The organism is Chitinophaga sp. CCNWYY40 (assembly GCF_037483205.1).
In the GTDB taxonomy this organism is placed as follows: Bacteria; Bacteroidota; Bacteroidia; order Chitinophagales; family Chitinophagaceae; genus Chitinophaga; species Chitinophaga ginsengisegetis.
Genome location: NZ_JBBHLF010000003.1, coordinates 954105 through 977679, shown reverse-complemented (window position 1 = coordinate 977679; position 23575 = coordinate 954105). Strand labels below are relative to the sequence as shown.

The 23575-nt window shown below is 46.8% G+C and carries 22 protein-coding genes; 18 read left to right on the top strand and 4 right to left on the bottom strand.

The genetic code is table 11. The features are described 5' to 3' along the window. Nucleotides 1-6 precede the first annotated feature (6 nt). From trpA to V7S65_RS14400, 11 genes are all read left to right on the top strand, one after another. Nucleotides 7-780 carry a tryptophan synthase subunit alpha gene (gene trpA / locus V7S65_RS14450; RefSeq protein ID WP_111577768.1) on the top strand — a complete coding sequence of 258 codons (774 nt, stop codon included), beginning with the start codon at nucleotides 7-9 and terminating at the stop codon, nucleotides 778-780. A gap of 4 nt (nucleotides 781-784) precedes the next feature. After that, complete coding sequence (gene hisH, locus V7S65_RS14445; protein ID WP_079470571.1) at nucleotides 785-1378, top strand: imidazole glycerol phosphate synthase subunit HisH; 594 nt, start codon at nucleotides 785-787, stop codon at nucleotides 1376-1378. A gap of 1 nt (nucleotide 1379) precedes the next feature. Next, nucleotides 1380-2525, top strand: a complete 1146-nt coding sequence (hisA, locus tag V7S65_RS14440) for a 1-(5-phosphoribosyl)-5-[(5-phosphoribosylamino)methylideneamino]imidazole-4-carboxamide isomerase (RefSeq protein WP_336386702.1) — start codon at nucleotides 1380-1382, stop codon at nucleotides 2523-2525. Nucleotides 2526-2536: 11 nt separating this feature from the next. Next, nucleotides 2537-3292: an imidazole glycerol phosphate synthase subunit HisF gene (gene hisF, locus V7S65_RS14435; protein ID WP_079470569.1), complete on the top strand. Its 756-nt coding sequence runs from the start codon at nucleotides 2537-2539 to the stop codon at nucleotides 3290-3292. Between the two features lie 23 nt (nucleotides 3293-3315). Continuing rightward, nucleotides 3316-3909: a bifunctional phosphoribosyl-AMP cyclohydrolase/phosphoribosyl-ATP diphosphatase HisIE gene (gene hisIE, locus V7S65_RS14430; protein ID WP_079470568.1), complete on the top strand. Its 594-nt coding sequence runs from the start codon at nucleotides 3316-3318 to the stop codon at nucleotides 3907-3909. Between the two features lie 238 nt (nucleotides 3910-4147). Then, nucleotides 4148-5230 (top strand): AhpC/TSA family protein, encoded by a 1083-nt coding sequence (locus V7S65_RS14425; protein WP_336386703.1) that lies wholly within the window; start codon nucleotides 4148-4150, stop codon nucleotides 5228-5230. A gap of 70 nt (nucleotides 5231-5300) precedes the next feature. Further along, nucleotides 5301-6440, top strand: a complete 1140-nt coding sequence (locus tag V7S65_RS14420) for an AhpC/TSA family protein (protein ID WP_336386704.1) — start codon at nucleotides 5301-5303, stop codon at nucleotides 6438-6440. Nucleotides 6441-6611: 171 nt separating this feature from the next. Next, nucleotides 6612-6971, top strand: coding sequence for a BlaI/MecI/CopY family transcriptional regulator (locus tag V7S65_RS14415; protein WP_079470564.1), 360 nt, complete (start codon nucleotides 6612-6614; stop codon nucleotides 6969-6971). Between the two features lie 13 nt (nucleotides 6972-6984). Beyond that, a complete protein-coding gene (locus V7S65_RS14410; protein WP_336386705.1) occupies nucleotides 6985-8538 on the top strand; it encodes a M56 family metallopeptidase in 1554 nt (517 codons plus the stop codon). A 114-nt stretch (nucleotides 8539-8652) separates the two neighbouring features. Beyond that, nucleotides 8653-9114, top strand: coding sequence for a redoxin domain-containing protein (locus V7S65_RS14405; protein ID WP_111577763.1), 462 nt, complete (start codon nucleotides 8653-8655; stop codon nucleotides 9112-9114). A gap of 1 nt (nucleotide 9115) precedes the next feature. Beyond that, a complete protein-coding gene (locus V7S65_RS14400; RefSeq protein ID WP_336386706.1) occupies nucleotides 9116-9625 on the top strand; it encodes a DsbA family protein in 510 nt (169 codons plus the stop codon). Here V7S65_RS14400 and V7S65_RS14395 read toward each other — a convergent pair. Next, the gene (locus tag V7S65_RS14395) at nucleotides 9608-10654 is read right to left on the bottom strand and encodes a formylglycine-generating enzyme family protein (RefSeq protein ID WP_336386707.1); all 1047 of its coding nucleotides are present in this window, start codon (nucleotides 10652-10654) and stop codon (nucleotides 9608-9610) included. The genes V7S65_RS14400 and V7S65_RS14395 overlap by 18 nt on opposite strands. Before the next feature lie 189 nt (nucleotides 10655-10843). Between V7S65_RS14395 and V7S65_RS14390 the strand changes: the two genes are divergently transcribed. Next, nucleotides 10844-12214 carry a GH1 family beta-glucosidase gene (locus V7S65_RS14390; protein WP_079470558.1) on the top strand — a complete coding sequence of 457 codons (1371 nt, stop codon included), beginning with the start codon at nucleotides 10844-10846 and terminating at the stop codon, nucleotides 12212-12214. Between the two features lie 26 nt (nucleotides 12215-12240). Here V7S65_RS14390 and V7S65_RS14385 read toward each other — a convergent pair whose 3' ends face one another. After that, complete coding sequence (locus tag V7S65_RS14385) at nucleotides 12241-13470, bottom strand: hypothetical protein (protein ID WP_336386708.1); 1230 nt, start codon at nucleotides 13468-13470, stop codon at nucleotides 12241-12243. Nucleotides 13471-13479: 9 nt separating this feature from the next. Next, a complete protein-coding gene (locus tag V7S65_RS14380) occupies nucleotides 13480-14814 on the bottom strand; it encodes a DUF4270 family protein (RefSeq protein ID WP_336386709.1) in 1335 nt (444 codons plus the stop codon). Between the two features lie 247 nt (nucleotides 14815-15061). Between V7S65_RS14380 and V7S65_RS14375 the strand changes: the two genes are divergently transcribed. The 5 genes from V7S65_RS14375 (at nucleotide 15062) to V7S65_RS14355 (ending at nucleotide 19935) form a co-directional block, all read left to right on the top strand. Then, nucleotides 15062-16060, top strand: a complete 999-nt coding sequence (locus V7S65_RS14375; RefSeq protein ID WP_200817289.1) for a Kelch repeat-containing protein — start codon at nucleotides 15062-15064, stop codon at nucleotides 16058-16060. Further along, the gene (locus V7S65_RS14370) at nucleotides 16053-16400 is read left to right on the top strand and encodes a DUF4907 domain-containing protein (protein WP_336386710.1); all 348 of its coding nucleotides are present in this window, start codon (nucleotides 16053-16055) and stop codon (nucleotides 16398-16400) included. The genes V7S65_RS14375 and V7S65_RS14370 overlap by 8 nt, the downstream gene beginning before the upstream one ends. A gap of 192 nt (nucleotides 16401-16592) precedes the next feature. Then, nucleotides 16593-17885, top strand: a complete 1293-nt coding sequence (locus V7S65_RS14365; protein WP_079470553.1) for a sensor histidine kinase — start codon at nucleotides 16593-16595, stop codon at nucleotides 17883-17885. Then, on the top strand, nucleotides 17882-18613 hold the full coding sequence (locus V7S65_RS14360; RefSeq protein WP_079470552.1) for a LytR/AlgR family response regulator transcription factor: 732 nt from the start codon (nucleotides 17882-17884) through the stop codon (nucleotides 18611-18613). The genes V7S65_RS14365 and V7S65_RS14360 overlap by 4 nt, the downstream gene beginning before the upstream one ends. Before the next feature lie 194 nt (nucleotides 18614-18807). Further along, a complete protein-coding gene (locus V7S65_RS14355) occupies nucleotides 18808-19935 on the top strand; it encodes a cysteine desulfurase family protein (protein ID WP_079470551.1) in 1128 nt (375 codons plus the stop codon). A 70-nt stretch (nucleotides 19936-20005) separates the two neighbouring features. On the opposite strand, the gene glmM is transcribed toward V7S65_RS14355, so the two are convergent. Continuing rightward, nucleotides 20006-21388: a phosphoglucosamine mutase gene (glmM, locus tag V7S65_RS14350; RefSeq protein WP_336386711.1), complete on the bottom strand. Its 1383-nt coding sequence runs from the start codon at nucleotides 21386-21388 to the stop codon at nucleotides 20006-20008. Nucleotides 21389-21554: 166 nt separating this feature from the next. Here glmM and V7S65_RS14345 point away from each other — a divergent pair, with 166 nt between their 5' ends. Next, nucleotides 21555-23573, top strand: coding sequence for an LTA synthase family protein (locus tag V7S65_RS14345; RefSeq protein WP_336386712.1), 2019 nt, complete (start codon nucleotides 21555-21557; stop codon nucleotides 23571-23573). Nucleotides 23574-23575: the final 2 nt, after the last annotated feature.

Below are 23575 nucleotides of genomic sequence, written 5' to 3'. Positions count from 1 at the left end.
TGGATTATGCAAAATCGTATTGATCAACTGTTTGCCGTTAAGCGGCACAACGTTTTAAATATATATTGTACGGCTGGTTTTCCGGAGTTGAATGACACCCTGCCGGTAATGACCGCGTTACAGCAGTACGGGGCGGATCTTATTGAACTGGGGATGCCCTTCTCCGATCCGCTGGCGGATGGCCCTGTGATCCAGGACAGCAGCACCAAAGCGTTGCAGAATGGAATGAGTCTTCACAAATTGTTTGAACAACTCACCAGCTTCAGGGATCGTATACAGGTGCCCGTTATTCTCATGGGGTATTTCAACCCGGTATTAACCTACGGGGTGGAAGCCTTTTGTGCAAAGTGTGCGGAAGTAGGTGTGGATGGCATCATTGTGCCGGACCTGCCAATGGCCGAATATGAAAATGAGTACAGACCCATTTTTGAAAAGTATAACCTGCACCTGATTTTCCTGGTAACACCGGAAACCAGTGAAGAACGGATCCGTAAAATAGATAGTCTGAGTAAGGGTTTTATTTATGCGGTGTCTTCTTCCTCCACTACAGGAAAGGACAAGGATATGAAAGATCAGCAGGCTTATTTTGAGCGGCTGAAGCAGCTGCAGCTCAAAAACCCGGTTTTAATTGGTTTTGGTATAAAAGATAAAGCTACTTTTGAGGCAGCATCTGCATATGCCAATGGCGCTATTATTGGTACTGCTTTTATCAGGGCCATTGAGCACAGCAAAAATATTGACGAAACGGTGAAAACGTTTATTTCGGGAATAACTCAGTAATAACATGAAAACGGTTATCATAAAATATAACGCCGGTAATATCCGCTCTGTGCAATTCGCATTGGAGCGTTTAGGCGTAAACGGTACTGTTACGGATGATCACGAAGAGATCATGTCGGCCGATAAGGTGATTTTCCCCGGAGTGGGAGAAGCCAGCACGGCGATGCAGTACCTGAAAGAAAGGAAACTGGATGCTGTGATTGCCGGCCTGAAACAGCCGGTGCTGGGCATTTGCCTGGGAATGCAGCTGTTGTGTAAATATTCGGAAGAAAACGATACCAAATGCCTCGGTGTATTTGATGTAGATGTGAAACGTTTTCAGTCGCCGGTGGAAAACCTGCTGAAAATACCACAGATCGGCTGGAACAACATCACCGGTTTGCACAGTGTAGTGTTCGAACACGTGCCGGAGAATTCCTACATGTATTTTGTGCATAGCTACTATGCCGCCCTCGGCGCAGATACGGTAGCCATCACCAATTACGTGATCAACTACAGCGCTGCTTTGCAGAAGGACAACTTTTATGCGGTACAGTTTCACCCGGAGAAATCCGCAGTAGCAGGCGCCCGTATTATTGAAAATTTTTTGAACCTGTAAGATGAATATCCGGAAAATCAGCGCAGATGATACGCTGCAGCTCCGCAGGGATGTGTTGTATCCCAATGAGTCGCTGGACGCTGTAAAAGTAGACCACGATGCAGATGGATTACACTTCGGCGTTTTTGACCAGGGACAGCTGGTAACAGTGGTATCCCTTTTCCTTGGCCGCGACAGTGCGCAGTTCCGTAAACTGGCTACAGCGCCGGCTGCACAGGGAAAAGGCTTTGGCAAAGCGATACTGGCACATCTGGTGGATATCTGTAAAAAAGAAAAAATAAAACTGCTCTGGTGTAATGCCCGCGATACCGCAGTAACATTTTATGACAGGCTGGGCTACACAACGAAAGGGGATTACTTTATTAAAGGAGGAATTACTTTTGTTAGAATGGAACTGCCTTTGGATCAGCAAAACATGACGACTAAGAAATTTGAAATTATACCTGCTATCGATATCATCGGTGGTAAATGCGTAAGGCTTACCCAGGGCGATTACAACCAGCAGAAAGTATACAACGAACATCCGCTGGAAGTGGCGAAGGAATTTGAAGCTATCGGTGTTCGCCGCCTTCACCTGGTAGACCTCGACGGCGCCAAAAAAGGAGCGGTAGTAAACTGGAAAGTGCTGGAGAGCATTGCCGGGAAAACCGGTCTGGTAACGGATTTTGGCGGTGGCATTAAAACAGATAAAGACCTGGAGATTGTATTCCAAAGTGGCGCAGCGCTGGCTACCATTGGTAGTGTGGCCGTGAAGCAACCGGAACTGTTTTTTAGCTGGGTGAAGCAATACGGGGCAGATAAAATATTCCTGGGCGCTGATGTGAAGGAAGAAAAGATTGCGGTAGGCGGCTGGCTGGAAACAACCGAGTTGTCTGTATTCGATTTCCTCGAAAGCAATATCGCACGGGGCGTTACCAATATCTTTTGTACCGATATCGCTAAGGACGGCCTTTTACAGGGACCGTCAATTGATCTGTATAAAAAAATTATAGAACGCTTTCCGGGTATTAACTTTGTGGCCAGCGGCGGTGTAAGCAATATTGAAGATGTAGCAGCCCTGCAGGAAATTGGCTGTAGTGGCGCTATCATCGGTAAAGCGATCTATGAAGGTAACATCTCTATGGATGCATTAAAAACATTCCTGTAAACTATTAGCACATGTTGACCAAACGCATCATACCATGCCTGGATATCAAAGACGGCCGTACCGTGAAGGGCATCAATTTTGAAAATATCCGCGATGCCGGTGACCCCGTGGAACTGGGTGCTTTATATGCTTCACAGGGAGCAGATGAGCTGGTGTTCCTGGATATAACGGCAACGAATGAACGGAGAAAAACGCTGGCGGAACTGGTAACGAACATTGCCCGTCATGTGAATATTCCGTTTACTGTTGGTGGCGGTATTTCTTCTGTGGAAGACGTATACGTACTGCTGCAATCCGGTGCAGATAAGATTTCGGTGAATACCTCTGCTTTTAAGGATCCAGCGCTGGTAGACAGGCTGGCCCGTGAATTTGGCAGTCAGTGTATTGTACTGGCTATTGATACCCGCTTTGAGGACGGCGACTGGTACGTATACCTGAATGGCGGCCGCGTGAAAACGGATGTAAAAGCATTCGACTGGGCAAAAGAAGCAGTGGGCCGTGGGGCGGGTGAAATATTGCTCACCTCCATGAATAACGACGGCACGAAGAAAGGCTTTGCGCTGGATATTACCGGGCAGCTGGCTCAGCACCTGAATGTACCTGTTATAGCCTCCGGCGGCGCTGGTACGATGGAGCATTTTACCGACGTTTTTGAAAACGCACAGGCAGATGCCGCACTCGCTGCGAGCATCTTCCACTATAAAGAAATAGAAATTCCTGCGCTCAAAACTTTTCTTTATAACAAGGGAGTGAACGTAAGATTTTAAGTGATACCTGAAACAAGTAAACAATGCAGATAGATTTTCAAAAGTCGCCCGATGGCCTGGTACCGGCCATTATACAGGACGCCATCACCAATAAGGTGCTGATGCTCGGTTATATGAACCGGGAGTCGCTGGAGAAAACCGTTTTGGATGGCAAGGTGACTTTTTTCAGCCGCTCAAAAAACCGTTTGTGGACAAAGGGAGAGGAGAGTGGTAATTTCCTGATGGTAAAAGACCTGATGGTAGATTGCGACCAGGATACGATTCTCATTAAAGCCAGTCCTGTAGGCCCGGTATGCCATACCGGCGCTGATACCTGCTGGGATGAAAAGAATGTAGACAACAACTTTCTTTCCACCCTGGAAAACATCATTACCGACCGGAAAAACAATCCTTCCGATAAATCTTATACTGCCAGTCTTTTTGCCAAAGGCATCAACAAAATTGCGCAGAAAGTAGGAGAGGAAGCCGTAGAAGTAGTGATTGAAGCTAAAGACAATAACGATGAGTTGTTCCTCAACGAATCTGCTGACCTGCTGTTCCATTACCTGATCCTTCTTCAGGCAAAGGGTTTCCAGCTGTCAGATGTTATATCGGTGTTAAAACAGCGGCATAAATAACCATCTGTTTTTAAATTGTCTTGCCCAGGATTAAACTGATTAAACTGATTTCGCTGATTTTATTTTTATTTATTAGGGGTTGATAACTAACTTATAAGCCCACTCATGAACAAAATCAAATCAGCGAATCAGTTTAATCCTGGGCAAGACAATTTAAAAGCCGGCGAAGCCGGCAGCCATCTCCATAAAAAAATCTCTTCGTATATTACACCCCACTAACTAATTAAAATAATTCTTAATGAAACAGATTTTCCTGTTAGCCGCTGCGGTGTTGGTTTTCGCAGGTGCGAATGCCCAGCAGGTGTCGGGCATTGTGAGGGGAGGTAACGGCAAAACCATTTATCTTTTTAACGACCAGGATAATAACCCGGATGATTCGACAGTGATAAAGAATGAGCAGTTCAACTTCCGTGTGAAAGGTGGTAAGGAGCCTGCGGTGTATGCTTTGATATTGCAGGACGTAAATTACCCGTTGTTGTTTGTAACAGGGAATGAGCCTGTTCAGGTTACTACTTCTGTGGCTACTTATCCCATTGCTACTTCCGTAAAGGGAAATGAGAATACGCTGGCGATGCAGGAGTACCAGAAAGCATTTGAGCCATTGATCAAACAGGCGCAGGAGCTGAATGAGGAAGCAAAACAGATCAATCCTGAAGACGAGCCGGGAAAGAATGCCTTTCGTAAGAAAGCGGAGACTTTCAGCCGGGAAGTGGTGAATACTGGTAAACAGTTTATTACCTCGCATCCGAAGAGTATTGCCAGTATCTGGCTGATGATGAACGAACTGCGCAGCAGGCTGGAGCCGGAAGAGTTCAGACAATTGTTTGAATCACTGGATAAGTCGGTGCAGGAAAGCCAGTACGGGCAGAGTGTAACCGCCTATGTAAAAAGTCTGAAAGCGAACGTGTTGAATGTGGCCGCCGACGATTTTTCGCAGGAGGATACCAAAGGGAAGCCGGTAAAATTATCATCTTTCCGTGGCAAGTATGTGCTGGTTGATTTCTGGGCGAGCTGGTGTGGTCCGTGCCGCCAGGAGAATCCCAATGTAGTAAAGGCTTATAACAGATTCAAGGATAAAAACTTCACCATTCTGGGCGTTTCGCTGGATGATAACCGCGACCGCTGGTTGCGGGCTATTGACCAGGACGGATTGGCCTGGACCCAGGTATCTGATTTGCGTGGCTGGGGCAATGAAGTAGCCGTGCAGTATGGCGTTCAGTCTATTCCTACCAACTTCCTCGTAGATCCCACCGGGAAAATTATTGCCCGCAATCTGCGTGGGGAAGAGCTGGAGGCAAAGCTGGAGCAGTTGCTAAAATAGCCGCTTATCAAAATCAGGTTGTTAATGACCGGCGGATTTTACAAATTTGTTATTCGTAAAACAAAAACCAATGAAAAAAGCGATTATAGGTGTTGCCCTTTTAGTGCCGGCGCTGATGTTTGCCCAGGATAAGAAAGGCGCGGTTGCAGGCAAACCATATACTATACAGGGAACTGTTTCCCAACAGCAGAATCCTGCTACTGTTTACCTCCGGATGCGTAAGGGCGGTGAGAACTTCATGGATAGTGCGCAGATCAAAGACGGTAAATTTACCTTTAACGGCACCCTGGAAGAAGCTGGTTTGGCCAGCCTGATGCTGGTGCAGAAAGGCACAGAAAAACCAATGTCGATGGGACGTGATATGCTGGCGGTTTTCCTGGACAAAGGCGTTATCACTATCAGCACTACTGATTCTATCAGCAAAGCTACTGTTACCGGTTCTAAAGCAAATGACGATTATAAAAATCTGAATGAGCTGCTGAAAGATGTAAATGAGAAAAGCGCAGCTCTGCAGAAACAATACCGCGAACTGGCAAAGAATAAAGACGAAGAAGGGATTAAGAAGCTGGAAGCAGAATATGACGCGTTAGACGTAGAAGAGAAAAAGATCGAGAACGATTTTCTTTCTAAAAATACCAACTCTCCGATTGCGATGTTCCTGTTAAACCAGGTAGCCGGTTATGATATAAAACCAGCTGAAGTTACACCGCTGTTCAAGAAATTAAGCAAGGAAGCGAAGAATTCACCTTCCGGTAAGGAATTCTCCAAACGTCTCGAATCTGCCCGTAAAACGGCTGTTGGTCAGCCTGCCATTGAATTTGCCCAGGCAGATGCCAGTGGCAAGGACATCAGCCTGTCGTCTTTCCGTGGTAAATATGTACTGGTTGATTTCTGGGCCAGCTGGTGCGGCCCCTGCCGTGCAGAAAACCCTAACGTGGTAAAAGCATACGATAAATTCAAATCCAAAGGCTTTGAAATCCTCGGCGTTTCCCTGGATGACAAAAAAGACAAGTGGCTGGCGGCTGTTGATGCAGACAAGCTCACCTGGACGCATGTATCTGATCTGAAAGGCTGGAAGAATGCAGCAGCAGACCTTTACGGCGTTCGCGCCATCCCGCAGAATGTATTGATCGATCCTAAAGGAAAGATCGTAGCAAAAAACCTGCGTGGTGATGAACTGGCCTCCAAGCTGGAAGAGATACTGAAATAATAATTTCCTCCGGGAGAAAACATATTAAGAGGTGCAAAGGTTCCATCCTTTGCACCTCTTTCGTTTTTAACAATCCTGCCCGCTGAAATCATCTTTCTGAAAAAATATTTGTTTATCTACGAAACTTTCGTAGATTTACGAAAGGATCGTAATTCAAAAATATTCATTGCTATGGAAAAACTGACCCAGCAAGAAGAAACGGCCATGCTGGCTATCTGGAAAGTAGGGAAAGGTTTTGTGAAAGACTTCCTGGAAGCGCACAGCGCTCCGGCGCCCCCATATACTACATTAGCTTCCACCATCAAGAACCTGGAGAAAAAAGGATTTGTGGAAAGCAGGAAGGTGGGTAACGTATATGAATACACGCCTGTTATGGAAGAAGCAGCTTATAAACAGAAGTTTATGAACGGCTTTGTGAAAGACTATTTCGAGAACTCGTATAAAGAGCTGGTGTCTTTTTTCGCCAAAGAGAAAAAGATCAGTCCGGCTGAGTTAAAGGAAATTATCAACATGATAGAAAAAGGTAAATAATAAAATTACGGCTATGGTACCTGCTATTTTAATATACCTCTTAAAGGCAAATATCGCGCTCACGTTATTTTTTCTCGCTTACCGCTTTGGTTTGCGCAGGCTTACCTTTTATACCGGGAACCGGTTGTTCCTGCTTACCGGTATTGCTTTTTCATCCTTGTTTCCCTTAATTCCTATTGATGCGTTTGTAAACAGGCATGAGGTGCTGGCGGATAACGTGATGACCTATGTGCCGGATCTTGCCGGCTGGCAGGCACCTGCACCGGTGTTTACCATCTGGACATTGCTGGTGTATATCTTCTGGACAGGTGTATCTGTAATGGCTATACGTTTTTGTTTCCAGTTATTGTCGTTATGGAAGATACACCGGAGCTCGCAGCGCAGGGAAATAGCCGATATCCCTGTACAGGTGCTGCAGCAACCCGTGAATCCTTTTTCTTTCTTCCGGAATATTTATATCAATCCTGTGCTGCATCAGCCGGAGGAGCTGCCGGCTATACTGCGTCATGAAAAAGTGCATGTACAGCAGTGGCACAGTGTGGATGTGGTATTGGGAGAACTCAACAACATTTTTTACTGGTTCAATCCCGGCGCATGGCTCATGAAAACAGCCATCCGTGAAAACCTGGAGTTTATAACAGACAGGTACCTGCTAAAGCAGGGCGTGGATAAAACCGCCTATCAATACAATTTAATTAAAGTAAGTGGGATCCCATATGCGACGGCCATCGCAAACAATTTCAATTTCTCACATCTAAAAAACAGGATCATCATGATGAACAGCAAAAAGTCATCACGTTATCAAATGGCGCGTTACCTGGTATTAGGACTACTGGTAGGAGGAACCGTTTTGTCGCTCAACTACACAAAGGCGCCTTCCGTTAATCCTTTTATCAGCAGTATCATTAAAGATACCGTACCACCGCCACCACCTCCGCCCGCGCCGCCCAAAGCACCGCGGCCACCTGCGCCACCCAAAGTGAAACAGTCACCACCTGCGCCGCCGAGGGTAATAAAAGATACCCTGGCAGGAAATGTAATCAGGCTTCGGGATGTGGATCCGGATAAAGCCCCGCTCTACATAGTAGATGGTAATCCGGTAGAATCAATGGAAGGCATTTCCCCGGATAATATCGAATCTATCAGCGTGTTGAAAGACAAATCAGCTACTGCAATTTATGGTCCCCGGGCAAAGAACGGTGTGATCCTGATTACCATGAAGAAGCGTTTAAGGGTTGCACCGGTAACGGATAGTACTCCCCACACTGTTAATGTGATTGGAGTCAGGACTGGTGTTAGTACCAACAAAAACAGTGGTGTGCAAACGCTTCCGGCTGATGTATTGCTGGTAGTAGACGGCAAAAAAGTTACCCGGGAAGAAGCTAACTCCATACCCGCTTCTTCTATCAAAGCTGTAAATGTTTACAAAGGAGGCAAAGCTACTATTTTCAAAGGGGAAGCACATCCGGAAGGCATAGTAATGATCACCACCACAGCCAATCCGGCTGAAACAGTGAATTCAGGCGGTGTGATAAGGGTAGAATCTGATACCGTTATCGTAAAGTAATAAAGGCAACAGCCTATCGCACAGAAAGCCACGGTCCGCCACCGTGGCATTTTTGTTTCTGCACAACATTATTCCGCGGCAGCTGTTTATATAGGACTAACAATTCAACCGCTTATGTTACAGAAAGGCGAAATTGCTCCTGATTTCACATTGGAAGCCACTCCGGAAAGGAAGGTCCATTTAAAGGACCTGCGTGGAAAAAATGTTATCCTGGCCTTTTACCCGGCCGACTGGAGTCCCGTATGCAGCGATCAGATGACGCTGTACAATGAAATGCTTCACTACTTTGAAAAGTATAATGCTGTACTATTGGGTATTTCCGTAGATGGCGCCTGGTGCCATCACGCGTTTGCCAGCGCCCGCCAGATCCACTTCGACCTGCTCTCCGATTTTGAGCCGAAAGGCGCGGTTTCCATTGCTTACGGTGTATATGAGGAAAAGTTTGGCGTAAGCAAACGTGCGTTATTTGTAATAGATGCCAACGGCATCATTCAATGGAGCTATTTATCGCCGGTGAACGAAAACCCGGGCGCAGATGGCATCCTGGAAGCCCTGGAAAATCTCAAAAATAACTGACATGCCTACACTGATCCCACCGGTAAACGCATTGGACCATGTCCTCGGTGCGCCCGATGCCACTATAGAACTGGTTGAATATGGCGACTTTCAATGCCCTTTCTGCCGGGAGGCTTTTTTCGTGGTAAAAGAACTGCAGGAACGTTTTGCCAGCCAGCTCCGGTTTGTATTCCGCAATTTTCCATTGTCTGAAGCCCATGAATATGCGATGGATGCCGCGCTGGCAGCAGAAGCCGCCGCTAAACAAAACCGTTTCTGGGAAATGCATGATGCCATTTACAACCGTCAGCCCGAATTAAATGAAGCCCTGTTGTTAACACTGGCAAAAGAAGTGGGGCTGGATCTGCAGCGATTCACAGAAGACCTGGAGGCGCCCAAACTGCTGAGCAGGGTGGAGGCCGACTTTGAAAGCGGTGTTCGCAGTGGCGTAAACGGCACGCCTACTTTTTATGTAAACGGCAAACGCTATAACGGCGACTACCGCGAACTATCTTCATTTCTGGTCAAGTGAACGCACGCAGCGGAAACCCAGGTTCGCCAAACCGGATTCAGGTGTGCTTTTCATGCGTGCCGACACCCGGTATCCCCGGCAATATTCATCACTGCACATAAAGGACCCTCCCCGGATTACGCGCTTGGCCTGGCCCGGATCGTCCGGATCAAACCCTGCTGCCGGTCCCGCCGGATTCTTCACTCCTTTTTCTCCCTGGATATAATAATTGGCGTCGTACCAGTCTTCACACCATTCCCACACATTGCCGGACATGTCGTATAACTGGTAACCATTAGGGCTATACGATTTCACCGGGGCGAGACCGTAGTAGCCATCTGTTTTGGTATTATTGTAAGGGAAATTACCGTTCCAGGTATTGGCTTTGGGCTTGCCGCTGGTTAAGGCTTCGGTTCCCCAGGGATATATTTTGCCCGACAGGCCGCCACGTGCTGCATATTCCCATTCTGCCTCCGTAGGAAGGCGTTTCCCGGCCCATTTGGCGTAAGCCTGTGCATCCAGCCACGACACCTGTGTAACGGGCTCATTTTCCCGCTTATCGATGTTGCTGGCCGGCCCTTCAGGATGCTGCCAGGTAGCACCTGCCACAAAGGACCACCATTGGGAAATATCATTGAAAGGAACCGCATGATCAGGAGGCGTGAATACCAATGCTCCCGGCGCCATCATGCCTGCCAATGCAGCGCTGTCGGGTTCCGGTGTTCCGGGCGGCAGGCTGGCCAGCAATTCTTCTTTACTGATAGGCTTTTCCGCAGTAGTTACATATCCTGTTGCGGCTACAAATCGTGCAAATTCGGCATTGGTCACTTCATGTTCATCCATCCAGAAGCCGGCAATATCTACGGTGTGTTTAGGATATTCATCTGCCATACCGGTGGAGTCGTCGGCGCCCATTGTAAAAGTACCTGCCGGTACCAGTACCATTTTATTCAGCGAATCCTTTCCGGCAGCAGCTGGTTCCTGTTTCCGCGGATTCCCTGCGCAGGCGCTCAGAAATGCAAAGCCAAGCAATAGGTTTATCTTAAACATATAATATTTGTCTATCAATTTAGTAGGCTTTCAAAAATAATATATTAAAACAGCTTTTGCGAAATTTTCACCATCGCCTGTCCGGCCGCAAATGTCCCCTTAACAATTATATAATTAAATTTCCACGAAAACTGTTGTAAACTGCATGCTGTTTCGGGAGGCATTTGCCCCCGGTTACAGGTATTGCATATGCAAACAACTGCCATACCCTTTACCCGAAAGGATTTCGGGGATGATTTTCTCTGGGGGGTTACTATTTCCGCATTTCAGAATGAAGGTGCCTTCAATACCGATGGCAAAGGACCCTCTATTTGGGATACTTTCTCCGGCCGTAAAGGAAAGATCAAAGATAAAAGTCACGCGCAGGTAGCCACCGATTTTTACAACCGCTATACACAGGACATACTGCTGGCAAAGCTATTGGGCTTTTCCGTATTCCGTTTTTCACTGTCGTGGTCGCGCATCATGCCTAAAGGCACAGGTGCGGTAAATCCCGCGGGGATCGACTTTTACCACCGGGTAATAGATGCGTGCCTGGAGCTGGGCCTGGAGCCTTATGTAACGCTTTATCACTGGGATTTGCCCCAGGCGCTGGAGCATAAAGGCGGCTGGAGCCACCGGGGTGTTGTTTTTGCTTTTGAAGAATTTGTACGGGTATGCGCCCGCGAATTCGGGAATAAAGTGAAGAACTGGATTGTGATGAATGAGCCTTTCGGTTTTACGGCCCTGGGTTACATGCTTGGCGTACATGCACCGGGCAAGTTTGGGCTCTCCTGGTTTTTGCCGGCCGTGCATCATGCAGTGATGGCACAGGCGGAAGGTGGACGCGTGCTACGGGAAGAAGTTGCCGGCGCCAATATCGGCACGGCGCTGTCCTGCTCACAGATTATCCCCAATAGCAACAGCGACGCCGACCTGATGGCGGCGCGTCGTGCAGATGCATTGTTTAACCGCCTGTTCCTGGAACCTTCGCTGGGAATGGGATACCCGGTAACGGATTTTCCGTTGCTCAAACGTATTGAACGCCGGTACGCCCTGTGGCGCGACTGGGACCGGCTGGCCTTTGATTTTGATTTTATTGGTGTGCAGAATTATTTCCCGCTGGTAGTAAAGTACAACACTTTTATGCCGGTGGTGAGAATCTCCGAAGTGAAGGCCAGGTACAGGAATGTGCCCTTAACAGGACTGGGCTGGGAAATTAACGGCAACGGGCTATACGAAATTCTCCGCCAGTTTGCCGGTTACAAAGGCGTAAAAAAACTGATCGTTACAGAGGGCGGAGCCGCCTTCCAGGATATACCCGGCGCCGATGGCCGCATAGCAGATACTGCACGCATCAGCTATTTCCAGGAATATCTTGCAGCGGTGCTGAAAGCAAAAAAGGAAGGGATTCCGGTAGATGGTTATTTCGCCTGGACCCTTACCGATAATTTTGAGTGGGCAGAAGGCTACCGCGCCCGCTTTGGCCTTGTGTACGTAAATTTTGACACGCAGCAGCGAATGATTAAAGACTCCGGCTACTGGTTCCGGGAGTTGTTGTCGGCGGAGAAAGAATTGTAGGAATCGCCGAAGGCGATTCCTATCCACTATTGCGCTAATCGTTTAAAGAACCAGATATCCCTTAAGCTGAAGTTAAATACAGCATTTACGTATGTTTCCTTCACCAGCGCAGTGCCTTCTTTGCCGCGTTGTCCGGCTTCCAGGCCAACATAATACCTTAGCTGACCATTTTTATTGGGGAGTGATACGCCCAATGTACCGGAGATATCAGTGATTTGTGTGCTGCCTACTACCAGCGGGGTTTTATTATAAGCAAATCCCGCCTGTAACACGGCTCCTTCAAAGCTCTGGTTATAGTACTGCCGTTTAATCGTATATTCTACACCGGTAGAATACCGTTCTCCATCCTGGTAGCGGTAGGTAGCGCCTTTTTCATTCAATGAGTTCCACAGCGAGTGCCGGTAATCTGCTACCCAGGTAATGGTACCGTTGGTAAGACTCAAACCTGCACCATATTCTGCGGGCAGGGTAAAGAAAGAAGGGTCTTCATCTTTCTGGTATAGCGAAGTGCCGTCCTGGTTAACAATATTCAGTTTTTCCTGGAGCTTCATCGTTGTTTCGAAGCGGTAAGTGGCGCCCAGTCCGAGTTGCCAGTCCTTGCCTATTTTTCCTGCATATTGTGCGCCTGCTGTAAAGTTAGGTTTGAATCCGTATTTGTTATGTTGTGTTTGTAAGGAGTCAGAACCAATATATTGGGTGGTATTCAGCGGTCCGAATAAGAAGGCGGTAGATACGCCGGCGGAGAAATTTTTGCTGATCTGGAAACCGTTGGAGATATAGGCCCGGTTAAATCCGCCGGTGCCGGTAGTGGTGGCGGTTACAGGGGTGCCTGTGCCGGTTACAAACTGTTGGTTTTCCAGTTTGTAATCGATGCTGCTGAAGGGTGTAATACCTGCGCCGATGCCCCACCATTTGGCTGCTTTGAATCCGAGTGCGAGCCGTTTAAAATTAATATCCCCGGCGCTTTGTGAAATATTGTTGCCGCTGTAATTTATCTGCTGTGCTTTCAGCGACACGTCAAACATGAAGTTTTGCGGAGGCAGTGCGCTGTAGGAGGCGGGATTCAGTTCGTTGAGGTAACCGGAATGCCTGCGGCCGATGCCGGTGCTTCCCAGCCCGAAATTGCGGCTGTAATCCCTCGATTCCAGGTCGCCTATGCCATAGGCAGAGTAAATGGAATTGAGGCCGTGTTGTGCTTTTACAGTGGCTGTGCACAACAGGAGTATGATTAATCCGCTATATATTTTTATTCGCATGAGTATCCTTTATTTATACAACAGATAGTATAACTGTATTTTAAGCTGGTTTTGAGTATTCTTCTGATCACCTGTAACCAGCCGGTCCAGCGTTGTTCTGCTGTCTGTAGCACTTGGTGTAAGCAGGAGGCCGCGGGAGTTGACGTCGCTGACGGTTTGTTCTTTTGTTACATAGCTGGTAATGTCGAAAGTGTAGTTGGTGTTTTTATCATACAGTTTATCTACAGTCAGTTGACCATAAGTAAGGGTATCTGTTACATCGTTCAGTTTATTTACTTCGCACAGCGCCATTCTTGGCGGCAGGCGGCTATCTGTATAAGTGCCCAGCACAGGTTTGAGCGTCATATATACTTTCATTATTTTAAAGAACTGCCCCATGTACACAAGGTTTTTGATATAGGGGATATCTATTCGTGTAGCCGATCCGGTGATAGGTTGTGTGAATACCCTGTTGCCGGTGCTGGCAGAGGAAAGTTCTTTAACGTTGCCGGTAAGCGGCGCCAGTGGCGTGCCGGTATGATCCGCTACTACCTGGTTGAATTGCAGGTTAGACGCCTGCATTTTAAAATCAACGTATTTAACAGTGGTGATGATTTCGTTAACATGATAGTATAACCGCATCACGAGAGAGCTGTCTGTTGCGCTAAATCCGCTAACGGCTTTACTGTTGGGGCCACCTCTCACATTCAGTCCTTTAAAGAATTCCAGGAAGGTATTATTGGCAGTGATGTCCGGGCTTTTATCGCGCAGCATGCCAAACAGTTGGGCGCCCAGCTGATCGGACATATGCAGGGTAACGGTTTTGTCGGTACCCGGCCTGATAATGCCGCTGAAACTGCCTATCGGCGTGCTTTCTGTGGAGAAGCTGCTGTTGTTATACAGGTAGTAGAAATTTTTTGCGGTTTGTATGGTAGATGTTACCCGGTAAACCTGGAGATCCTGTGGTATGGTGGAGTCGCCGGCGATATAGCCGTTAGGACGCATTATTAATACCATAGAATCGTATGCGGAGCCATTCACCGGGATATCTACTGCAGCGGGTTGCGCAATCTGGAAATAGGATTGTATGGTGGCGGTGCCAAACAGCGGGTCCACTCTTTTTCCGGCCAGTAATACTTCAGCCCCGGAAGTGGGTACAGAATCCTGCTGCACGGTTTTCACATTTACAGTGAGCGTGTCGGTCAGGATGTAATCCGTATTCTGATTATTATCTACAACATTATTATAGGTAAACCCGGTTTTTTGGCAGGAAGAAACAGCCGCCACCAGTAAAAGTGCGGGGAGGTATCTGCGTATGCCTCCTGCTGAACGCCTGAAAAATAAGTGATACATGGTATTGTTCATGGTGCGCAATTTTAGACAGGATCAATACTTTCAGTTCCTTTAATATGCCAACGGCCAAAATTCATCGATGAATAACGAAATATATCCTTTATGCCGCCAATAGCGTAGCAACAGGCATTTCAGCCGAAAGAAACCAACTGGTAGATGAAATAACGGTATCCGTCCGTTAAAAACAGGGGAACAGCTATTTCCTGTTTGCGGGAATGCTCCTGCGGATAATTTTGGCGCTAGTAAAAAGAACATGCTAATGCGATATTTAAAAGGTTATAGTTTATTATTGATGGCTTCCCTGGCGGCCTGTTCGAAAAGTTCAGATACCACTACGCTGGTGGGGAACTGGATGAAGCGCTCTCAATACGAAGGCGTGGCCAGGAGCTCGGCAGCTTCCTTCGTAATTGATAATAAAGCCTACGTAGGTACCGGCTATGATGGAACGGAAAGATTACAGGACTTCTGGGTATACGATGTGGATCTGAACCAGTGGACGCAGATAACCTCATTCCCCGGTGTAGCGAGGAATGGAGCAGTTGGCATGGCAATGGCCGGTAAAGGTTATGTGGGTACCGGTTACGACGGATTAAATAAGCTGAACGACTTTTACGAATACGATCCGGTTGCCAAAACCTGGACTAAAAAAGCCAACTTTAAAGGAACGGCCCGTTACGGCGCAGTGGCTTTTGCACTGAACGACAAAGGTTTTATTACCACCGGTTATGATGGCAACTGGTTAAAGGATAACTGGAAATTTGATCCTACTGCTCCGGATGCTACAGCGTGGACGCAGGTAGAAAGTATGAATAGCGGAAAGAGAACAGATGCTTCTGCTTTTGTGATCGGCAACAAAGCCTACGTTTGCATGGGTACTGCCAACGCAGCTAATGTAACCGACTTCTATTCATTCGACGGAACTACCTGGACTACCCTCAACCCAATCGCCAACGTAAACGACGATAGTTTTGATGATGACTATAACTTTGCAGGCAGCTCTGCTGCCGCTTTCTCCATGAAAGGCAAAGGCTATATCGTTTCAGGTATTAAAGGCGGCTATTCCGCGGCTGTATGGGAATACACGCCGGGTACTGACCGCTGGGTACAGAAAACCGATTTTGAAGGAGCTGCCCGCTCAGGAGCGGTTGGCTTTAGCCTGAAAGACCGTGGCTTCGTTGGACTGGGCGCCAGTTCCAGCCTCTCGCTCGATGATTTATGGGAATTTGATCCAAATGCAGAGTACAACAAAAATGACTAAACGTAATATCATTATCATAGCTGGTATTGCCGTGATCGTACTGGCTTTTGTAGTGGGGAAATCTTACCGGAAAACCACACCCGGCCCCGGGTCGGATATGGTTCCGGTAGTAGTGGTGCCCTTTGAGATAAACAACGGATGGGGATACAGGGTAAATGTAGATGGACATACCTATATCTACCAGGATGTGATTCCCGCTATTCCCGGTAATCATGTGTTCAGATCAAGAGAGGAGGCAATGCGTGTAGGGCAGGTGGTAGCTGCGAAGTTGACACAACATAAAATACCATCGGTATCACGGCAGGAATTAATAGCCATGCAGATACCGGAAGCGCAATAGATTGTGAATGTGTTTTGTATGCAGGCTTTGTCTTTCACAGTTTTTTTACTGAGAAAGACAAAGCCTGTATATGCCTGTTTTTAAGCTGTTTTTAATTTCTTTATTAAATTTAACAAACCCTTATATCGGATTAACAAATTTTAACACAAGCCTAACCCTATCTGGTGTAAGTTTATCGCATCAAACAAAGTGATGCTAAATTTTAAACGGATTATCAAAAGTCGTCCCTTCCTCATTTCACTGCACATCCTTGGCTGGGCGTGCTTTCTGTTTTTCCCATTTTTCATTTATCGCATCCAGATTCTGCATACAGGTTTTTTTATAAAAGAACTCATTGATAACCTGTTTCTCATCGGTATTTTTTATCTCAATATATATGTACTGATCCCCCGTTTTTTTAACGGGAAAAAGATTGCCATCTATCTCAGCAGCATCGTTTTACTGATCGTTTTTATCACGGCGCAACAGGCGGTTTTAAATTATTATTTCTTCCGGAATTATGCGCGCGGGCCACATCCGATGATGACGATACGCATGGATAGAAAATTTAACAAATCAGAAGTAACATCCGACGACTTTCCACCGTTTCACCGTCGTCGTATGATGATAAGGGAGAGGTTGATGGGGGCAGACGCGCAGGCTATCCCCGCCAGGCAGGTAACAGAGGGGAAATCGGTGACCAACGATACCGCCGGTGTTGCCGTTGCAGGTATTGCGGCTGCTCCTCCGCTGCCCGGAGTGCCAATGTTGGAGCCGGATGCACCAACTATCCTGGAGTACCTGTTTTTTCCGGAAGTGCTGCGGAGGTCCGGATTTTTTGCACTGCTCATGTTGTTTATGAGCGGATTTATCAAGATTGCCCTGGAATGGTTTAAAAGCGAAAAACAACGGGAAGAGCTGAAAGTGGAAAAATTAAATGCGGAATTAAAATTTTTAAAGTCGCAGATTAATCCTCACTTCCTTTTTAACTGTCTAAATACTATTTACTCGCTGGCTCATAAACAATCGGCGCAAACAGAACATGCCATTCTGAAGTTGTCAACCATAATGCGTTATATGATCTATGAGTCCAATGAAGCCCGGGTATTGCTGTCGCACGAACTGAAATACCTTCATGATTACATTGAAATACAACGTTTGCGGTTACCAAAGGATATAGAGATCAATTACCAGTTAAGCGGCAACGCGGATGGGGTAGAAATAGAACCGATGCTGCTGGTGCCTTTTGTGGAAAACGCCTTTAAACACGGGATCAGTTATACCGAAGATTCCTTTATAGATATAGATATTGCTACAACTGAAAATATGATCAGATTAACAGTTAAGAACAGTCACTTTAAAGAACGGGTAGCCGAAAGGGGAGGAATTGGCCTGGACAACGTATTAAAACGATTGGCATTGCTCTACGAGCATGAACATGAGATTGATATCACGGAAACCGAGAACCAATTTATTGTTGATCTTAAAATTGCGTTGAAAAAATGATAAAGTGTATTGCAGTGGATGACGAGCCGCTGGCGCTGGAAATCATGGAAGACTACATCCGTAAGGTTCCTTTTCTGACCCTGGCAGGTAAATTCGAAAACGCGGCCACCGCGTTACGCTTCATCCAGGACGAACCGGTAGACCTGGTATTCCTCGATATCAAAATGCCTGATATTACAGGGATCCAGTTCCTGAAGTCTCTTAAATACCCACCAATGGTAGTGTTTACCACTGCCTACGGAGAGTATGCCCTGGATGGCTTTAACCTGGATGTGGTAGACTACCTCCTGAAACCCGTTCCTTTTGAACGCTTTCTGAAGGCCGCCGCCAAAGCCAGCGAAACATGGTCTGCTACCCAGCAGAAAAATGTAAGCGCCGGCAATAACGCCATCCCTATGGATGCCGCATGGGTAAATGACTACATCTTCATAAAAACAGAATACAAGATCATCAAGATCAATCTGGAAGACATTCTTTTCATCGAAGCACTGAAAGACTATACGAAGATCTATACACAAAACCTGCCGGTACTCACACTACGCAGCCTGAAATCATTTGAAACCCGTTTACCGGCCGATAAATTTATCCGGGTACACCGGTCGTACCTGGTTTCCCTTAACAAAATCAACTGCGTGGAAAAGAATACCGTGATGATCGCCAACCAGTCGATCCCTATTTCAGATGGGTACCGCGACCGGTTCTATGACGTGATTAACAGAAATTCATAATATATTTTCCCTTCGGGAGATGTACATTAAAAGGTGGACAACGCGCTTCAACTGGTTTGGCGTGTTGTCCACCTTTTAAATTTCCGCTTATAAAAAACCAAAATCAAAAATCCCAAAATTTTCGGAACTTCGCTACCTTTTAAGACCACCAACCACCATTAATTATTTATTCTTTTATCAAAAACCACCAAACATTGGAAAGAATATACTTCGACAATGCAGCTACCACATCGCTGGATCCAGCGGTATTAGAAGCGATGCTGCCATTTATGACGGAAAAGTTCGGTAATCCTTCCTCTATCTATTCTTACGGACGGGAATCAAGACTGGGTATCGAAAATGCGCGTAAATCAGTCGCCAAAACATTAAATGCACATCCGGGAGAAATTTTCTTTACCTCTGGCGGTACAGAAAGTAGCAACACGGCCATCAATGCCGCGGTAAAAGATCTGGGCTGCAAGCACATTATCTCTTCGCCCATTGAGCACCATGCTACCCTGCACACCGTAGAATACCTGCATCACCACGATGGCGTAGCCCTTTCTTTTGTGAATGTGCTGCCTACCGGCCATATTGATATGGACCATCTGCGTGAACTGCTGCAAAATTCCGGGGAGCGCTGCCTGGTATCCCTCATGCACGCCAACAATGAAATCGGTAACCTGCTGGATATTCATGCCGTAGGGAACCTCTGCAAGGAGTTTGACGCCATCTTTCATTCAGACACGGTACAAACCGTAGGCCACTACCCGTTTGATCTGCGCAATACCCCGGTACACTTCATCACCGGCGCCGGGCATAAGTTCCACGGCCCCAAAGGAGTAGGGATCCTGTACATCAACGAAAATGTTAAAATAACGCCTTTCATCCAGGGAGGCAGCCAGGAACGCAACATGCGCGCCGGCACCGAAAACCTGTATGGTATCATCGGTTTTGCAAAAGCCCTGGAACTGGCTACTATACACCATGAAGAGCATAGCGCGCATATCAATGGCCTGCGTATGTACATGGCAGAACAGCTGCAAAAACACATTCCTGAAGTAGCCTTCAATGGCGATTTGTATGGCCGTAGCCTTTACACCGTACTGAATGTGGCTTTCCCCAAGTCTGAGAAAACGGAGATGATCCTGTTTAATATGGATATCAACGGCATCTGCGCTTCCGGCGGCAGTGCGTGTACTTCCGGCGCCAATGCGGGATCTCACGTTATTCGCGCCATCAACAGCAATCCTAACCAAATTGCGGTTCGCTTCTCCTTCTGTAAAAATAACACCAAAGAAGAAGTGGATAAGGTAGTAGAAAGACTGAAAGAACTGATGTAATTGATCCGAACATAAAAAAAGGCAGCTAAGTATTTCTTAGCTGCCTTTTTTATTATATACCGTTTACACACTAGTGCATAAACTCCTTAATATCCTGCATGATTCTTTTGGCGATATTGTCTGCCGTAGTTTCATTCTGGCTTTCCGCGTAAATACGGATAATAGGTTCTGTATTGGATGTACGGAGATGTACCCAGTCTTTATCGAACTCTATTTTCAGTCCGTCTTCGGTATTTAAAGGCTGGTTTTTATACTTTACCTTGATTTTTTCGAAGATAGTTTTTACATCTACGCCTTTATCCAGCTCTATTTTATTTTTGGAGATGAAATAATCGGGATAGCTGTTGCGTAAAGCTTTGATGCTTTTTTTGCTGTGTGCCAGGTGGCTCAGGAACAGCCCGATACCGATCAGGGCATCACGGCCGTAGTGCAGGTCAGGAACAATGATACCTCCATTGCCTTCTCCGCCGATCACCGCGTTGGTATCTTTCATTTTCTTTACCACATTCACTTCACCTACCGCAGATGGGGTATATTCACCGCCATGCTTCAGGGTTACATCTTTCAGCGCCTGCGTGGAAGACATATTGGAAACGGTATTACCTTTTCTTTTGCTTAAAACGTAATCCGCCACTGCCACCAGGGTGTATTCTTCCCCGAACATGCTTCCATCTTCACAAACAAAGCACAAACGGTCTACATCCGGATCAACGGCAATACCGAGGTCGGCATTGGATTTATTTACTTCATTGGAAAGAGCGGTCAGGTTTTCAGCCAGCGGTTCGGGATTGTGGCTGAATTTGCCGTTTACTTCCGCAAACAGCACTTCTACTTCTTCCACGCCCAATGCTTTCAGCAGGGGAGGAACAAATAAAGCGCCGGTAGAATTTACCGCATCCACCACAATTTTAAAGTTGCGTGCTTTAATGGCAGGCACATCCACCAGCGGGTAGTTCACGATCAGGTCAATATGCTTCTGCAGATAAGAATCGTCGGCAGTGTAGGTGCCGAGCTTGTTTACATCTGCAAAGTTAAAGTCTTCCTGTTCGGCTATTTCCAGCAGCTGTGCGCCGTCTTCACCGGAAATGAATTCGCCTTTGCTGTTCAGCAGCTTCAGGGCGTTCCATTCTCTCGGGTTATGGCTGGCAGTGAGAATAATACCGCCTGCGGCATTTTCCATCGTTACCGCCAGTTCCACGGTGGGGGTGGTGGATAAACCGAGGTCTATCACATCAATCCCAAGCCCGTTGAGGGTGGATACTACCAGGTTTTTTACCATTTCGCCGGAAATACGGCCATCACGGCCTATTACCACCTTACGGTTGTCTGTTTGCCGGCTCAGCCAGGTGCCATAAGCGGCTGTGAATTTTACCACATCTAATGGAGAAAGTCCCTCGCCGGGCCTACCGCCTATGGTTCCGCGTATGCCGGATATCGATTTGATCAGTGCCACAAGATTCAATTTTAAAGGAAGGCAAATATAAAAAAATCCATTCCAGAAAACCTAATTATGAAAAGATGACCACGAATACACCGCTATCATTCCTGTTTTTCAATTTTCCGCCATCACTTTTCACTATATTTGCAGCTACGCTTTTCAAAAAACAGCTATACGTTACATGCAATACTCGTGGAAGAATATACCCCGGTATATTCGTTATGTGTTTGTTCAAACGCTTTACCTCTTCCTGCTAATGGTGATGTTCAGGGCTATATTTTACCTGTTCTTCTTTAAAACAACCATTACGGAGCATGCAGCGATACTCAAAGCCTGGAACCTGGGACTAAGATTTGATCTCCGGCTGGCACTTTATCTCATGATTCCCATATTGTTATTAACGCTGATTACCCGGAATAAATTTTTTACGTCCAGGGCTATACGTAATACCAATTTTGTCTATTTCTTCCTTATTTACCTGTTACTTACCCTTCTTTATATACTGGACCTCGGTCATTACGACTACCTGGGGCAGCGTCTCGACCCTTCTGTATTGAGATTCCTGGCAAAGGGGGAGCGGGCAGACAATGCCCGGATGGTATGGCAAAGCTATCCTGTAGTACGAGGCGCGTTGGGGATTTTTGTTTTCATGTTCCTCGTATACCGTTTGCAGAAGGGCACCTGGAAGAAATTTGCTGCCCAGCCGGTGATCTACCTGCGTAAATGGCCTTTCACCGGGTTCGTAACAGGGATAGTGCTGTTGTTTGCCGCGGGCATCTATGGAAACATCGCTTATTTCCCGCTGCGCTGGAGCCAGGCCATGTTTACCCGCGACAACGGTGTAACCAGCCTGGGACTCAATCCCATCCTGTATTTTGCGTCCAATTTCTCCGTAAAAGGAGATACCTATAATCTTGAAGCCACCAAAAAGTATTACCCGTCCCTGGCTGCCTATCTTAAAGTGGATTCCGCCGATGTGAATAACCTCAACTATGTGCGTACCGTTGCCGGCGACAGCAGCAGGCCCCGGCTCAACGTAGTATTGGTAATGCTGGAATCTACCGGTGCGGCAGTAACCAGTATGTATGGAAATCCCATGCAGGCCACGCCTAACATGCAACGCCTGGCAGACAGCGGCATCCTGTTTAAAAATTTTTATGTACCGGCCATCAGTACGGCCAAAACGGTATTTGGCGTGCACACCGGTTTGCCGGACATTACTGCGGTGAAAACAGCCAGCCGTCACCCTAAAATGCTGGATCAGCGCATTGTGATGGACCAGTTCAAAGGCTACGATAAACTGTACCTGCTGGGAGGAAATACCAACTGGGCCAATATCCGCGCGGTATTTACCAACAACGTGGAAGGTGTGCGCATTTATGAAGAGGGCATGTACAAATCCGGGAAGGCCGACGTATGGGGCATCTCCGATTATGACCTGATCACCGAAGCCAGTGGTATTTTTAAAGAAGATAATGATAAGAAGAAACCTTTTGTGGCCTTCCTCCAGCTGGCAGATAATCACCCGCCGTACACCACTACCAGCGGCGCGGGCGATTTTAAAAAGCTGACGGAGAAAGACCTGGACATGAAAAAGTTCAAACAATCGGGCTTTGTGTCGGTAGACCAGTTCAATGCGCTGAGGTATGAAGATTATAACGTGGGACACCTTATTAATATGGCCCGTAAAGATGGCTATCTTGATAACACCATTTTTGTATTTTTCGGAGATCATAACTGCGTGCTTAATCCATACAGTTTTATGCCGTTGCCGGAATATGAATTATCCACCGGCGGCGTGCATGTAACGGCCTTTATGTACAGTCCGAAGCACCTGGCGCCACAACAGGTGAATACCCCGGGAAGCTTGCTGGATGTATATCCTACAGTAGCGAAACTGGTGGGAATGCCGTATAAAAATTATACATTGGGCGTAGACCTGTTTGATAGTACCAGGGTGAACGATAAATATGTGTTCATGACTTACCTGCGTAACCAGATGCCTTTTTATGCTACATTGGGCGATCGTTACCTGTATGAAATCAACCTGGTCACAGATGCTACCGCACTGTATGATCTGAAAGGCGACCCGTTGAAGAATATCCGTGCCCAGCAGCCGGATACAGCGAAAAGCCTCGATAATTTAACACGTGGCTTTTACGAAAGCACCCGATATTTGATGTTTAATAATAAAAAATAGCT